The organism is Acidovorax sp. LjRoot74 (assembly GCF_964254355.1).
Taxonomy (GTDB): Bacteria; Pseudomonadota; Gammaproteobacteria; order Burkholderiales; family Burkholderiaceae_C; genus Acidovorax.
The window spans coordinates 935,095-948,947 of sequence record NZ_CAXUTI020000001.1 but is presented as its reverse complement, the minus strand read 5'-3'; the positions used below and the strand labels follow the sequence as shown (position 1 = coordinate 948,947).

The window sequence follows — 13,853 nt, the reverse complement described above, 5'->3', positions numbered from 1 at the left end:
ATTGCAATGAACCTTCGCCCTCTGCACGATCGCGTGATCGTCAAGCGTATTGAAAGCGAAACCACGACCGCCTCCGGCATCGTGATCCCCGACAACGCTGCTGAAAAGCCTGATCAAGGTGAAGTGCTGGCCGTGGGCCCTGGCAAGAAGAACGACAAGGGCGAAGTGGTTGCCCTGAACGTGAAGGTCGGCGACCGCGTTCTGTTCGGCAAGTACTCGGGCCAGACCGTCAAGGTCAAGGGCGACGAGCTGCTGGTCATGAAGGAAGACGACCTGTTCGCCGTGGTCGAGAAGTAATCCCTCCTCCCTCGTTTACTCACTTTTTCATAGCTGCTAGCGCTTACCAGATAGGCGCAAGCAGCCAATTTGAATCAAATTTTAGGAGCCAAACATGGCAGCAAAAGACGTAGTTTTCGGCGGCGAAGCCCGCGCTCGCATGGTTGAAGGCGTGAACATCCTGGCCAACGCGGTCAAGGTCACGCTGGGCCCCAAGGGTCGCAATGTGGTGCTGGAGCGCTCGTTCGGCGCCCCCACCGTGACCAAGGACGGTGTGTCCGTGGCCAAGGAAATCGAACTCAAGGACAAGCTGCAGAACATGGGCGCCCAGCTCGTGAAGGAAGTGGCCTCCAAGACCAGCGACAACGCTGGTGACGGCACCACCACCGCCACCGTGCTGGCACAAGCCATCGTGCGCGAAGGCTTCAAGTACGTGGCCGCTGGCATCAACCCCATGGACCTGAAGCGCGGTATCGACAAGGCTGTTGCAGCCCTGGTGATCGAGCTGAAGAAGGCTTCCAAGCCCACCACCACCTCCAAGGAAATCGCCCAAGTGGGTTCGATCTCCGCCAACTCCGACGAAACCATCGGCAAGCTGATCGCTGACGCCATGGACAAGGTCGGCAAGGAAGGCGTGATCACCGTGGAAGACGGCAAGTCGCTGGACAGCGAACTGGACGTCGTGGAAGGCATGCAGTTCGACCGCGGCTACCTGTCGCCCTACTTCATCAACAACCCAGAAAAGCAATCCGCCATTCTGGACAACCCCTTCGTGCTGCTGTTCGACAAGAAGATCAGCAACATCCGCGACCTGCTGCCTACGCTGGAACAAGTCGCCAAGGCTGGCCGTCCCCTGCTGATCATTGCCGAAGAAGTTGACGGCGAAGCCCTGGCTACGCTGGTGGTCAACACGATCCGCGGCATCCTGAAGGTGGTGGCTGTGAAGGCTCCTGGCTTCGGCGACCGCCGCAAGGCCATGCTGGAAGACATCGCCATCCTGACGGGCGGCAAGGTCATCGCTGAAGAAGTGGGCCTGACCCTGGAAAAGGTCACCCTGGCCGACCTGGGCCAAGCCAAGCGCATCGAAGTGGGCAAGGAAAACACCATCATCATCGACGGCGCTGGCGCTGCCGCTGACATCGAAGCCCGCGTCAAGCAAGTGCGCGTGCAGATCGAAGAAGCCACGTCCGACTACGACCGCGAAAAGCTGCAAGAGCGCGTGGCCAAGCTGGCTGGCGGTGTGGCCGTGATCAAGGTCGGCGCTGCCACCGAAGTCGAAATGAAGGAAAAGAAGGCCCGCGTGGAAGACGCACTGCACGCTACCCGCGCAGCTGTGGAAGAAGGCGTTGTGGCTGGCGGCGGCGTGGCTCTGCTGCGTGCCAAGCAAGCTGTGGGTGACTCGGTCAAGGGCGACAACGCCGACCAGGAAGCCGGTATCAAGCTGGTGCTGAAGGCCATCGAAGCCCCCCTGCGCGAAATCGTGAACAACGCCGGTGGCGAAGCCTCCGTCGTGGTGAACGCTGTGCTGGCTGGCAAGGGCAACTACGGCTTCAACGCATCCAACGACACGTACGGCGACATGCTCGAACTGGGCATCCTGGACCCCACGAAGGTCACCCGCACGGCCCTGCAGAACGCTGCTTCCGTGGCATCGCTGCTGCTGACGACCGAAGCCATGGTGGCAGAGGCTCCGAAGGAAGAAGCCGGTGCTGGCGGCGGCATGCCCGACATGGGCGGCATGGGTGGCATGGGCGGCATGGGCATGTAATTGCCCGGCTGCTGAGCCCCTGGCTCCGCACCCCCAAGCCCGCAGGCCCCACGGCCTGCGGGCTTTTTTCATGGCGGAAGCAAACCGCATTCACCCGCCTATATGCGATATCAGCAGTTAACAAATATCAACAATTCATAAGCCCTCATACTGAATACGCCATTCAGCGTGAAACACCCAATTAGTTATATTTCGATACAATTTTTAGCGTTCCGTCACCCTCTGCGTGGATTCGCTGGCGATCTTCCTTGCAGCGCCGCGTCTCGGAGCCCCCCCCCTCCACGACCATGGCGTTCACCCCTCCCACCGTCACCGTTCTTGACCTGACCGCCCGGCTGGGCCTGCATGCCCTGGCGCAGCTGGGGGTGGCCAATGCGTCTGGCCCCGGGCCTTGGCTGCAGGTGCCGCTGGCCGACGCCAGCGTGGCGCCCATGATCGACTGGCTGCGCCCCGCCAGCGCCAAGGAGCTGCAGCTGCCCTCGCCCGCAAGCGCCGCCGTGATCTTGCTGGTGGGCCCGGGCTCGGTGAACCTGGTGCGTGCCACGCTGGAGTGGCTGGCCCCCCAGAACCCCGCCGTGGTCTGGGCCTTCCTGATGCCCAACGCGCTCATGGAGGAGTCCATCTTCAAGTCTGCGCCACCTGCACAGATGGCGCGCACCCATGTCTACCAACTGCCCGACAGCAGCCCCCAGACCCTGTGGTTCATCCTGATGGAGCAGCTGGGCAAGCTCAGCGCCATGGATGAACTGGCCCTCCAACACACCCACAACCTTTCGCAGACCGACGATATGAATTCCAACCTGAAGCAATGTATGGATGCCGCAATGACCATCGACGGCGCGCAAGCGGTGGCGCTGGTGGACTACCGCAGCGGCATGTGCCTGGCGCAGGCAGGCGGTGGCCTGGACCTGGACCTGGCGGCCGCCGGCAACACCGAAGTGGTCAGGGCCAAGCTCAAGACCATGGAGATGCTGGGCCTGCGCCGCGGCATCGAGGACATCCTCATCACCCTGGGCGACCAGTACCACCTGATCCGCCTGGTGCCCAACAACCTGGGCCTGTTCCTGTACCTGGTGCTCGACAAGGCCAAGGGCAACCTCGCCCTGGCGCGCTACAAGCTCACGGACATCGAGCGCTCGCTCAAGGTCTGAAGCCCGCGCGGCCCGCCGCGCCTCCGACCCGCCACAAAAAAGCCCGCAGACCTCATGGCCTGCGGGCTTTGTTTCTTTGGGCAGCTCTGCGCTGAGGGCGCGGGCGCCTGCGCAGCGGGGTTCAATCGTCGCCGCTGGGCTGCACCCACCAGTAGATCAAGACCAGCGAGCCGATGCCGGTGAGCGACAGCAGCTGCCACCAGCCCGAGCGCCCGATGTCATGCAAGCGGCGCGCACCCACGGCCAGTGCTGGGAGCAGCAGCGCCAGCGCAGCAATGCCATAAAGCACTTGGCTCACCAGGGTGGCAATCACCAACACGCCCAGCTGGAACAAGGCAAACCACCAGAACTCCGAGCGCGGCGCACGGCCCGAAAAACCTGCGTACTGCGCGAAGCAGCTTTTGACAGCCGAAACAAAATCCATAGTGAACTCCCTCTCTTGGTTGAAAAAGCAAACCAGCGATGTGGGGCCCCAGCCCCCGCACCATGATAGGGGCGCTCTGCGTCAGAGCCTGAAGGAAACTGCCTGACGCCGCCTGGCTGCTCTTGGCAGCTCGGGCGGCCTGCGGCGCATCCGCAGCCATTTACTACTATTTTTATAGCTATAAAGGCATATCCGTTAGGCGGAAGCGGCCATTTTGACTACATTTTTCGGTATCAACCCGCTGTGCGCAGCGCCTGCGTGGCGCGTGCCAGCTCGGTGATGCGTGCCCAGTCGCCCGCACGCACCGCGTCGGTGGGCGTAAGCCACGAGCCGCCCACGCAGCGCACATTGGGCAGCGCCAGGTAGTTAGGTGCCGTGGCGTTGCTGATGCCGCCGGTGGGGCAAAAACTCACCTGCCCAAACGGGCTGGCCCAGGACTTGAGCAGCGGGATGCCGCCCACAGCCTCGGCCGGGAACAGCTTGAGGAACGAGAACCCATCGGCCAGCGCCGCCATGATCTCGCTCGACGTGGCCACGCCGGGCAGCAGCGGCAGGTTCAGGCCCTTGCAGGCGCTGCCCACTTCCGACGTGTAGCCTGGGCTCACGGCAAAACGCGCACCGGCCTCGCTCGCACGGCGGGCGTCATCGGCATTGAGGACCGTGCCCACGCCCACGACGGCTTCGGGCAGATGGCGGGCGATGGTTTCGATGGCGGGCAGACCGGCAGCGGTGCGCAGCGTCACCTCCAGCACCTTCACGCCACCGGCCAGCAGGGCCTCGGCCAGGGGCAACGCGTCTTCCACGCGGTCAATCACGATGACAGGGATCACAGGGCCGTGGCTGGCGATGTCGAGAGGGTTCATGGGTTGGTGCTCCTTGGTGTGTTCGATGTCGGATGCCGCAAGCGGCCTACAAAACGGGCGCGACGCGATGCCAGTGCACCCGTGGAACTGGCTTTGCCAGGCCACCGGGTGCGTCCCCCTCCCGCGCAGCGAGAGAGGGGGAAGGCGCGAAGCGACTTAGAGGCTGAGAGTTTTTTAGCCAAGCCCGAAAGGCGCGCGAAAACGCCTCGGATCTAGGCACAAAGCACAGCCATAGCTCGGGCTATGGCGAGCATTTGCAACGACGAGCCGGGGCTTTTTGGCGTGCAAGGCGGGCATGGATAAAAGACTCTCGGCTTCTCAGGGTGCATCCTGCTACAGCCACGTGCAGGCGCCTTGCTCGGCACCGCCAGCGTGGCGACGGAAGTTGGTGAAGAGTTCGCGGCCAAAGCCGGTTTGGGATGGGGCGCTGTACGGCGCTGGTGTGCGTGCCGCCCAGGTGGCTTCATCGACCAGCACATCGAGCGTGCCCGCCACCGCGTCCACGCGCACGATGTCACCGTCGCGCACCTTGGCCAGCGGGCCACCGGCCAGCGCCTCGGGCGTGACGTGGATGGCGGCGGGCACCTTGCCGGATGCACCGCTCATGCGGCCATCGGTCACCAGCGCCACCTTGAAGCCCTGGTTCTGCAGCACCGCCAGCGGGGGCGTGAGCTTGTGCAGCTCGGGCATGCCGTTGGCCTGCGGGCCCTGAAAACGCACCACGGCCACCATGTCCTGGTTCACATCGCCCGCGCTGAAGGCTGCGAGCAGGGCTTCTTGCGAATCGAACACACGGGCGGGTGCCTCGACGATGTGGCGGTCTTCGGGTACGGCCGACACCTTGATCACCGCGCGGCCCAGGCGGCCCTGCAGCAGGCGCAGGCCACCCGTGGGCGAGAACGGCGCGCTCACGGGCCGCAGCACCGAGGTGTCGCCCGACACGGCCGGTGCGCTCTTGCCGCCATCGGCAATGCCGCCCGCGTTCACGCTCATCACATCGGGGTGCATGAAGCCGCCCGCCAGCAGCTCGCGCAGGATCCAGGGCGGGCCGCCTGCGGCCTGGAACTGGTTCACATCGGCATCGCCATTGGGGTACACGCGGGCCAGCAGCGGCACGGCGGACGAGAGTTCGTCAAAGTCCGTCCAGTCGATCAGGATGCCCGCGCTGCGCGCAATGGCCACCCAATGGATCAGGTGGTTGGTAGAGCCGCCCGTGGCCAGCAGGGCCACCATGGCGTTGACGATACAGCGCTCGTCCACGAGTTTGCCAATGGGCGTGAAGCGCTTGCTGCGCTTGCCGATGTCGAGCACCGTGCGCATCGCCTGGCGCGTGAAGGCCTCGCGCGCCTCGGTGCCGGGCGACTCGAACGCCGCGCCGGGCACATGCAGGCCCATGGCTTCGAGCAGCATCTGGTTGCTGTTGGCCGTTCCGTAAAAGGTACAGGTGCCAGGGCTGTGGTACGCGGCGGACTCGGCCTTGAGCAGCTCGTCGCGGCCCACCAGGCCTTGTGCGTACTGCTCGCGCACCTTGGCTTTGTCTTTGTTCGACAGGCCCGTGCCCATGGGGCCTGCGGGCACAAACACGCAGGGCAAGTGGCCGTAGTGCAGCGCGCCGATCAGCAGGCCCGGCACGATCTTGTCGCACACGCCCAGCAGCAGCGCACCGTCAAACACATCGTGGGACAGCGCTACCGCCGTGGCCATGGCAATGGCATCGCGGGAGAACAGCGAGAGCTCCATGCCGGGCGTGCCTTGCGTCACGCCGTCGCACATCGCAGGCACACCGCCCGCCACTTGCACCGTGGCGCCAAGCTGGGCGGCTTCGTCGCGCAAAACGGCGGGGTAGCTTTGGTACGGCTGATGGGCCGAGAGCATGTCGTTGTAGGCCGTGACGATGCCGATGTTGGGGGCTTTCTCGACCGTGACCTTGAACTTGTCCGAGCCCGGCAACGCCGCATAGGCATGGGCCAGATTGGCGCAGCCCATGCGGTCTTGTGCGGGCTTGCGAGCGATCATGGCGTCGATGCCTGCAATGTATGCGCCGCGCGTGTCTGCGCTGCGCTGGACAATGCGCTCGGTGACGCGCGCTACAACTGGATGCATGGAAGTCTCCATCGGTGGGTGGCTCGGCCCCGTGCATGGTGCCAGGGCTCAGTATCTGAGGCCCTAGAATGTAACTCGATAACCACCTCGATTCAACCCATGTCCCTGCAAACCTTGCCCTTGCCGCCGTCCGAACTGGGCGAATCCCCCTTCTGGCACCCCGAGGAGCAGCAGCTCTACTGGTGCGATATTCAGGGTTTTGCAGTGCATGCGTGGAACCCCAGCACCGGCCAGCATCGCCAATGGCACATGCCCAGCGAACCCGGCTGCTGCGCGCCAGCGGCGGATGGGCGATTGGTAATCGGGTTACGAAACGGTTTCTATCTTCTGGATACGGCGAAAGCCAGCGCAGACCCCACCGCCCTCACCTGCCTGGCCCTGCTGCCGCCCGAGCGGCACGACACCGCCGTGCTGCGCCTGAATGACGGGCGTTGCGACACCGCAGGCCGGTTCTGGGCGGGCTCGGTCATCACGCCCCGCACCGCGCCCCATGCAGCGCTGTGGTGCCTGCAGGCCGACCCGGCCAGTGCCACCGGCTACAGCGTGCGCCACATGGCAGGCGACAACTTCACCGCCAACGGCCTGGCCTTCAGCCCCGACAACCACACGCTGTACTGGTCCAACACGCCGGAGCACCGCATCGATCAATTCGAGTTCGATGCGGCCACAGGCGAAATCACCAACCGCCGCCCCTGGGTGCAGTTCGACCGCAAGGTGGAAGGCCAGCCCTACGGTGGCCGGCCCGATGGCGCAGCGGTGGATGTGGAGGGGAACTACTGGGTGGCGATGTACGAGGGGGCGTGTGTGTTGCAGCTCTCGCCAGCGGGTAAGGTGCTGCAGCGCATCGCCGTGCCGGTGCAGTGCCCGACCATGGTCTGTTTTGGAGGGGAGGACTTGCGGACGCTGTTCATCACATCGGCACGGGCGGGGAGACCGGTGGAGGAGCAGCAGGCAGACATTCCTGCGGGGTCGCTATTCAGCGTGCGGGTGGAGACTGCTGGACTACCAGTGAATCTCTTCACGTACTGAGGACGCTGGGCAGCTCAAGAAACATTGCAGACGTTTGACCTCTCTGAAGGTCGGCACCTACTGCCCACGCTTACTCTAACGACAGGAGAACTAGGCTTCACTGAGGTAGCCCTTTTCAACTTGCTGCTTCTGATTTTCAAAAACAGCCATGGCAGTCTTCATTCGCAAGAAGCCAAACTTCCTGTAGAAAGGCTCTTTGCCAGGGACTGCATACAAGATGATTTTCTTGTGTCCGCATGACATTTCCATCAAGTTGCGGACAACCTGTTTGCCAAGGCCAGTCCCCTGATGACCGGGCGATACCGCAATGTCGCAGATATACGAGCAATCTGCACCATCTGCGAGCGCACGCCCCACCGCTACCAGCTTTGCATCCTCGTAGACGAAACACTTGAACATGCTGTTCGAGAAGACCTTCTGCAGATGAAGCGGGCTCTTCTCACCCAAAGGGGCGGCTCGATAAAGGGCAGAAAGTTCTTCCCAGTCGATCCCATCCGTAGAGTGTTTCCATTCGATTGACACTTGTGACTCCCTTGTCCGAAATTGGCCGATAGCCATCATTCTTGCTCACACACCACCACACCCAACACGTCACAACACGCCCCTATGTTGTGACGCCCCCCGCATTGCCCATCTCGCAGGTGGTGTTGCGGTTGTCGCAGCACAGGATGCCAAACCACGCGACCGGCCCCGGCTGCAAAACGCCCACCGTAAGCACAATTACGGACGCCGAGCGCTACGCCGTTCAGTAGACTGGCCACTCCCATAAAAAGAGAAGCGCTCGGAACCCTGTTCCGGGCGCTTCTTGCATTCATAACAGTGGAGTTCAGTATGGAGTTTGTTCAAAGTGCCGATTTCTGGATCGGCCTGGTGAAGATCGTCTGGATCAACATCATTCTTTCCGGCGACAACGCCGTGGTCATTGCCTTGGCGGCCCGCTCGCTTCCGCCGCACCAGCAGCGCAAGGCAGTTTTCTGGGGCTCGGGCGCGGCCGTCGTGCTGCGCATTGCGCTCACTGTTGTTGCAGCCAAATTGCTGCAACTGTCCTTCCTGCAGATTTTGGGCGGATGCCTGCTGCTGTGGATCGGCTTTCAGCTGCTCAGCAGCGATGAAGAAGACGAAGGCGAATCGAAGACCTATGGCAGCCTGATGGCCGCTGTGCGCACGATCCTGATCGCCGACCTGGTGATGAGCCTGGACAACGTGATTGCCGTGGCTGCTGCGGCGCAAGGCAGTGTCTTGCTGCTCGTGCTGGGCCTGGCCATCAGCATCCCGCTGGTGATCTTCGGCAGCACGCTGATGATCAAGTTGATGGAACGCTTCCCCGTCATCGTGCTGCTGGGTGCCGCACTCATTGGATGGGTGGGCGGGGAAACCATCGCAAGCGATGCGGCGCTGCATGACTATGCCGTGGCACACCCGGCGCTGCACTACATCGCCGCAGCTTTGGGCGCAGCGCTGGTCGTGGGGGTCGGCAAGTTCTGGCCTTCCAGAGCAGCTCGCAACTCCGCGGCTTGAGCGCTCACTGGCCAGGCGCTGTCGGCACGGGAACCACGGCAGCCCTGGCGGCGCCGTAACGGATCTTCAAGGGTTGTTCCGGCGCGTGGCGCAGCAGTGCTGACAGCGAAAGCGGGCCAGCACAGTCACCGGTTCTCAAGGGTGACCAGGGGCCGCAAACGGCCCTCCCCCAAGAATCCCTGCGCATCCAGCGCCCACAACAATACGTCATAACACGCCCCCATGTTGTGATAGTCCACCTTCCCCGCGTTGCTCTTCTCGCGGGTGGTGTTGCGGTTGTCGCGGTGCAGGATGCGAAACCACGCGCCGTGTTCGTGGTCCACAAAATGCGCCCAGCAGTAGGCCCAGATGCGGTCGTACCACTGCCAGTAGCGTTCATCGCCTGTGCGCTGGGCCAGCACGGCAGCGGCAGCCAGGCTTTCGGCCTGCACCCAGTGGTATTTGCCGTCGTCGCAGATGCTGCCATCGGGCGCCATGCCGTAGTACAGGCCACCGTGCTCGGCGTCCCAGCCCCACTCCACCGCAGCATCGAACAGGCGCTGCGCACAGGGCAGGTGCCAGTCGGCGGGCAGCAAGGCGTCGAGCTGCAGCAGCAGCTTGGCCCACTCGGTCTGGTGGCCGACTTGGTAGCCCCAGGGGCGGAAGATGTTGCTGCGATCGTGGCGGTTGTAGTCCCAGTCCACGGACCAGTCGGCATGGAAGTGCTCCCACACCCAGCCTTCGGCAGCAGGGGCATGCGCTGGGTCCGACAGTGCGGCTTGCCGCTGGCAGATGCCTTGCGCGAGCTGCTCGGCGCGCTCGATGTAGCGGCGCTCGCCCGTGGCGCGGAAGGCCGAGATCATGGCCTCGCAGGCGTGCATGTTGGCGTTCTGGCCCCGGTAGCCCGTCAGCTGCCAGGCGGGGCTGGCCTCGTCGGCATACAGGCCAGCGTCGGGTTGCCAGAAATGCTGTTCAGCGGTGTCAAACGCTTCGGCCAGCCACGCGCGGGCTTCGGGCACACCGGCCTCGAAAGCGCGGGCGTAGGCCAGCATCACAAAGGCCATGCCATAGCAGTGGCGTGTGGCGTCTTGCACGGTGGCGCGGCCATCCTGCCAGTCGATCAGCCACGCATAGCCGCCCGTGGCAGGGTCGCGAAACGCGGCGCGCAGGAACGTGAGCGCATGCCGCATGCCCGCCTGGTAACGTGCTTCGCCCGTGGTGCGGTAGAGCATGGCGTGTGTGACCACAAAACGTGTGGCGCTGACGAGGTGGCGGGTGTGCGTGTTGTAGACCGTGCCATCGTCAAGAAAGAAGTGGTACTGCCCGCCGCCCGGGTCGGTGGCCACGGGGTCATAGAACGCCATGGTGTCCCGCAGATGCTGGCGCAAAAAGGCAACGGAGCGGAAGTCCGGAAGGGGCGGGATCGGCATGGTAGGTGTCTCCTGATGCATTAGCTATCGGCCGGAAACCGTGCGGTTTCTGCCGATGGGGCGCGTGGTCTGCCGCCAGCGCTGCCCCAAGACATGTGGTGTTCCGGCGGTCAGGTCGCGTCGCGCAACAGGCCCAGCAGGCCTGCAGTGGAGCCATCGAGCCCCGACACATCGCCACTCTCCAGCCGCGCTTCCAGATCCTTGGCCAGCACCTTGCCCAGCTCCACGCCCCACTGGTCAAAGCTGTTGATGCCCCACAGGCTGCCGCTCACAAACACGCGGTGCTCCTGCAGTGCAATCAGCGCACCCAGCGACGTGGGGGTGAGCGAATCGAGCAGCATCAGCGTGCTGGGGCGGTTGCCCGGAAAGTGCCGGTGGCCGTCGTCGCTGGCCTTGCCCACCATCAGCGCCTGCGTTTGCGCCAGCGCGTTGGCCAGCAGTTTTTGCTGGTGGCCCGGCAGCGGGTGCGAGGCCTTGCGCACGGCCACGATCTCCAGCGGCAGCACGTCGGCGCCCTGATGCAGCATCTGGAAGAACGCGTGCTGGCCGTTGGTGCCGGGCTCACCCCACAGCACGGGCGATGTCACGCACGCCAGTGCACTGCCGTCTTGCGCCACGCGCTTGCCATTGCTCTCCATCTCCAGCTGCTGCAGATAGGCCGAGTAGCGGCCCAGCGCCGCGTGGTACGGCGCAATGCAGCGGCTGGTGAAGCCATGGAAGTTGCGGTACCAGACATCGAGCAGGCCCAAGCGCACAGGCAGGTTCTGCGCGAGTGGCGCGGTGCGGAAATGCTCGTCCATGGCGTGTGCGCCCGCGAGGAAGTCGCGGAAGCCCTGCGCACCGATCGCAATGGCAATCGGCAACCCAATGGCCGACCACAGCGAATAGCGGCCGCCCACCCAGTCCCAGAAGCCGAACGTGGTGGTGATGCCGAGGGCCGCTGCAGCCTCGATGTTGGTGGTGAGCGCCGCAAAGTGGCGCGCCACATTGCGACCGCCCTGGGCAGCAAACCACGCGAGGGCCGAGCGCGCATTGGTCATGGTCTCGGCGGTGGTGAAGGTCTTGGACGCGACCAGGAACAGCGTGCTCTCGGGCTGCAGGCCCTTGAGTACATGGTGCAGCTCGTGCCCGTCCACGTTGGAGACAAAGTGAAAGCGCTTGCCGGGTGTGCGGAACTCTTCGAGCGCACGCACGGCCATGTGTGGCCCCAGGTCCGACCCGCCGATGCCGATGTTCACCACATCGGTGATGGCGGCATCACTGCGCACCTGCTCGGCGTAGTGCAGCATCGCATCGAGCGTGTGGTGCACGTCGGCCAGGCGCTGCGCGGTTTCGGGCACATCACCGGGCAGGGCCACGCCTGCAGGGCGGCGCAGCAGCGTGTGCAGCACGGCGCGGTTTTCGGTGGTGTTGATGGCCTCGCCCGCCAACATCGCATCGCGGTGCTGCTCCACCCCGCAGGCGCGGGCCAGGTCCAGCAGCAGAGCTTCAGTCTCGCGGCTCCAGAGGTTCTTGGAGAGGTCGGCAAACACGTGGGGCGCCTGCTGGCTGAAATGTGCAAAACGCTGGGCGTCCTGCGCAAAGGCCTGGCGCATGTCCAGGCTGCGGCCCTGGGCGTCGAAGTGGGCCGCCAGCAGGGGCCAAGAAGCAGTCTGGTCGCAACGGGTGGGCATGAAGGTCAGTCGTCTGGGGTTGGAAATGCGCCGGAATGGTAACTTGATTACAGAAATTCAATGAACTTCACAGATTCTTTTGGGTTACAAGCAGCAGGAACATAGCAAAGAAGACTACAAATTTATGTAACGTGATTACAATTCCACGCAGCAAAACGAAACACCCACCACGGAGACACCATGAGTTTTGACCTCGTCCTGTTCGGCGGCACCGGCGACCTTGCCTGGCGCAAGCTCATGCCCGCATTGTTTCAGGCATTCCGGCATGGCACGCTGCCCGAGGGCGGACGCATCATCGCCGTGGCGCGCGACGACCTGAGCGACGAACAATACCGCAGCCTGATCCAGTCGCGGTTCGACAGCGTGGAGCTGGCCAAGCGCCCGACGCCGGACGAGTTTGCGCGGTTTGCGGCCCTGCTGAATTACCTGCGCATGGACCTGTCCAAAACCCAGGACTACGAACGCCTGGCCGAAACGCTGAAGGCACGCGGTGCGGATTCTGTGGTGATGTATGTGGCCACCGCGCCCAGCCTGTTCACCAACGTGTGCGAGCAGATCGCCGCCGTGGGCCTGAACGGCCCCACCACCCGCGTGGTGCTGGAAAAGCCCTTGGGCCACGACCTGCAGTCCAACCGCGCCATCAACGACACGCTGCGCCGCGTGCTGAAGGAAGAGCAGGTCTTCCGCATCGACCACTACCTGGGCAAGCCCTCGGTGCAGAACCTGTTTGCGCTGCGCTTTGGCAACGCGCTGTTCGAGCCCCTGTGGCGCCGCGAGACCATTGCCAACATCCAGATCACGATTGCCGAAGAGCTGGGCGTGGAGTCGCGCGGCGCGTTCTACGACCAGACCGGCGCGATGCGCGACATGGTGCAGAACCATGCGCTGCAGCTCTTGTGCGCCATTGGCATGGAGCCGCCCATCAACTCCAGCGCCAACGCCATCCGCGACGAAAAGCTCAAGGTGCTGCAATCGCTCAAGCCCTGGACGCTGGAGACCATCGGCCAGCATGTGATCCGCGGGCAGTACGCGGCAGGCAACCACCAGGGCCAGCCCGTGCCCGGCTACGCGCAAGAAAAAGGCGTAGCCCCCGGCAGCACCACCGAAACCTTTGTGGCGCTGCGCACCGAAATCAGCAACTGGCGCTGGGCGGGTGTGCCGTTCTATATCCGCACCGGCAAGCGGCTGGCGGGGCGCGATGCGCACATCGTCATCAACTTCCGGCCCGTGCCCCACCCCATCTTCAAGACGCCTGCGGGCGCCGCCAACCGCCTGGTGATCAACCTGCAACCCAAGGACGGGCTGGAGCTGCACCTGATGGCGCAGGGCGCCGCCCAGCACCAGACCGAGCCCGCGCTGTCGCAGGTGCACCTGAACCTGGACTTTGACCAGCGCTTTGGCACCGAACGCGTGGGCGCCTACGAACGCCTGCTGCTCGACGTGATTGCCGGCCGCCTGAACCTGTTCGTGCGCAGCGACGAGCAGGAAGAAGCCTGGCGCTGGGTGGAACCCATCTTGCAATACTGGAAGAACGACCCGACAGGCCCCCGCCCCTACCCCGCCGGCAGCTGGGGCCCGCGTGCAGCCAGCGCGATGATTGCGCGCGACGGGTATTGCTGGAGCGAGGAGATGTGATCGA

12 protein-coding genes are annotated in these 13,853 nt (G+C 64.0%); 6 read left to right on the top strand and 6 right to left on the bottom strand.

Annotation, left to right across the window (positions count from 1 at the left end):
• The first annotated feature begins 6 nt into the window (after positions 1-6).
• From ACSQ3O_RS04395 to ACSQ3O_RS04385, 3 genes are all read left to right on the top strand, one after another.
• A complete protein-coding gene (locus tag ACSQ3O_RS04395) occupies positions 7-297 on the top strand; it encodes a co-chaperone GroES (protein ID WP_137746882.1) in 291 nt (96 codons plus the stop codon).
• Positions 298-391: 94 nt separating this feature from the next.
• Positions 392-2,044, top strand: coding sequence for a chaperonin GroEL (groL, locus tag ACSQ3O_RS04390; RefSeq protein ID WP_063460143.1), 1,653 nt, complete (start codon positions 392-394; stop codon positions 2,042-2,044).
• A 788-nt stretch (positions 2,045-2,832) separates the two neighbouring features.
• Positions 2,833-3,195 carry a hypothetical protein gene (locus ACSQ3O_RS04385; RefSeq protein WP_436141073.1) on the top strand — a complete coding sequence of 121 codons (363 nt, stop codon included), beginning with the start codon at positions 2,833-2,835 and terminating at the stop codon, positions 3,193-3,195.
• A gap of 121 nt (positions 3,196-3,316) precedes the next feature.
• Here the strand turns inward: ACSQ3O_RS04385 and ACSQ3O_RS04380 are convergent, their stop codons facing one another.
• From ACSQ3O_RS04380 to edd, 3 genes are all read right to left on the bottom strand, one after another.
• Positions 3,317-3,619, bottom strand: coding sequence for a DUF805 domain-containing protein (locus ACSQ3O_RS04380; RefSeq protein WP_137746883.1), 303 nt, complete (start codon positions 3,617-3,619; stop codon positions 3,317-3,319).
• 233 nt (positions 3,620-3,852) lie between these two features.
• The gene (eda, locus tag ACSQ3O_RS04375) at positions 3,853-4,482 is read right to left on the bottom strand and encodes a bifunctional 4-hydroxy-2-oxoglutarate aldolase/2-dehydro-3-deoxy-phosphogluconate aldolase (RefSeq protein ID WP_436137985.1); all 630 of its coding nucleotides are present in this window, start codon (positions 4,480-4,482) and stop codon (positions 3,853-3,855) included.
• A 333-nt stretch (positions 4,483-4,815) separates the two neighbouring features.
• Entirely contained in the window at positions 4,816-6,585 is a 1,770-nt protein-coding gene (gene edd / locus ACSQ3O_RS04370) for a phosphogluconate dehydratase (protein ID WP_436137984.1), read from the bottom strand.
• Positions 6,586-6,684: 99 nt separating this feature from the next.
• Between edd and ACSQ3O_RS04365 the strand changes: the two genes are divergently transcribed.
• Complete coding sequence (locus ACSQ3O_RS04365; protein WP_436137983.1) at positions 6,685-7,614, top strand: SMP-30/gluconolactonase/LRE family protein; 930 nt, start codon at positions 6,685-6,687, stop codon at positions 7,612-7,614.
• Positions 7,615-7,704: 90 nt separating this feature from the next.
• On the opposite strand, the gene ACSQ3O_RS04360 is transcribed toward ACSQ3O_RS04365, so the two are convergent.
• A complete protein-coding gene (locus tag ACSQ3O_RS04360) occupies positions 7,705-8,136 on the bottom strand; it encodes a GNAT family N-acetyltransferase (RefSeq protein WP_436137982.1) in 432 nt (143 codons plus the stop codon).
• A gap of 309 nt (positions 8,137-8,445) precedes the next feature.
• Between ACSQ3O_RS04360 and ACSQ3O_RS04355 the strand changes: the two genes are divergently transcribed.
• The gene (locus ACSQ3O_RS04355; protein ID WP_298458602.1) at positions 8,446-9,132 is read left to right on the top strand and encodes a TerC family protein; all 687 of its coding nucleotides are present in this window, start codon (positions 8,446-8,448) and stop codon (positions 9,130-9,132) included.
• A 125-nt stretch (positions 9,133-9,257) separates the two neighbouring features.
• Here ACSQ3O_RS04355 and ACSQ3O_RS04350 read toward each other — a convergent pair whose 3' ends face one another.
• Both ACSQ3O_RS04350 and pgi read right to left on the bottom strand, forming a co-directional pair.
• Positions 9,258-10,541, bottom strand: a complete 1,284-nt coding sequence (locus ACSQ3O_RS04350) for an AGE family epimerase/isomerase (RefSeq protein WP_436137981.1) — start codon at positions 10,539-10,541, stop codon at positions 9,258-9,260.
• Positions 10,542-10,651: 110 nt separating this feature from the next.
• Positions 10,652-12,214: a glucose-6-phosphate isomerase gene (gene pgi, locus ACSQ3O_RS04345; RefSeq protein ID WP_436137980.1), complete on the bottom strand. Its 1,563-nt coding sequence runs from the start codon at positions 12,212-12,214 to the stop codon at positions 10,652-10,654.
• Positions 12,215-12,394: 180 nt separating this feature from the next.
• Between pgi and zwf the strand changes: the two genes are divergently transcribed.
• Positions 12,395-13,849, top strand: coding sequence for a glucose-6-phosphate dehydrogenase (gene zwf / locus ACSQ3O_RS04340; RefSeq protein ID WP_137746891.1), 1,455 nt, complete (start codon positions 12,395-12,397; stop codon positions 13,847-13,849).
• The last annotated feature ends 4 nt before the right edge of the window (positions 13,850-13,853 follow it).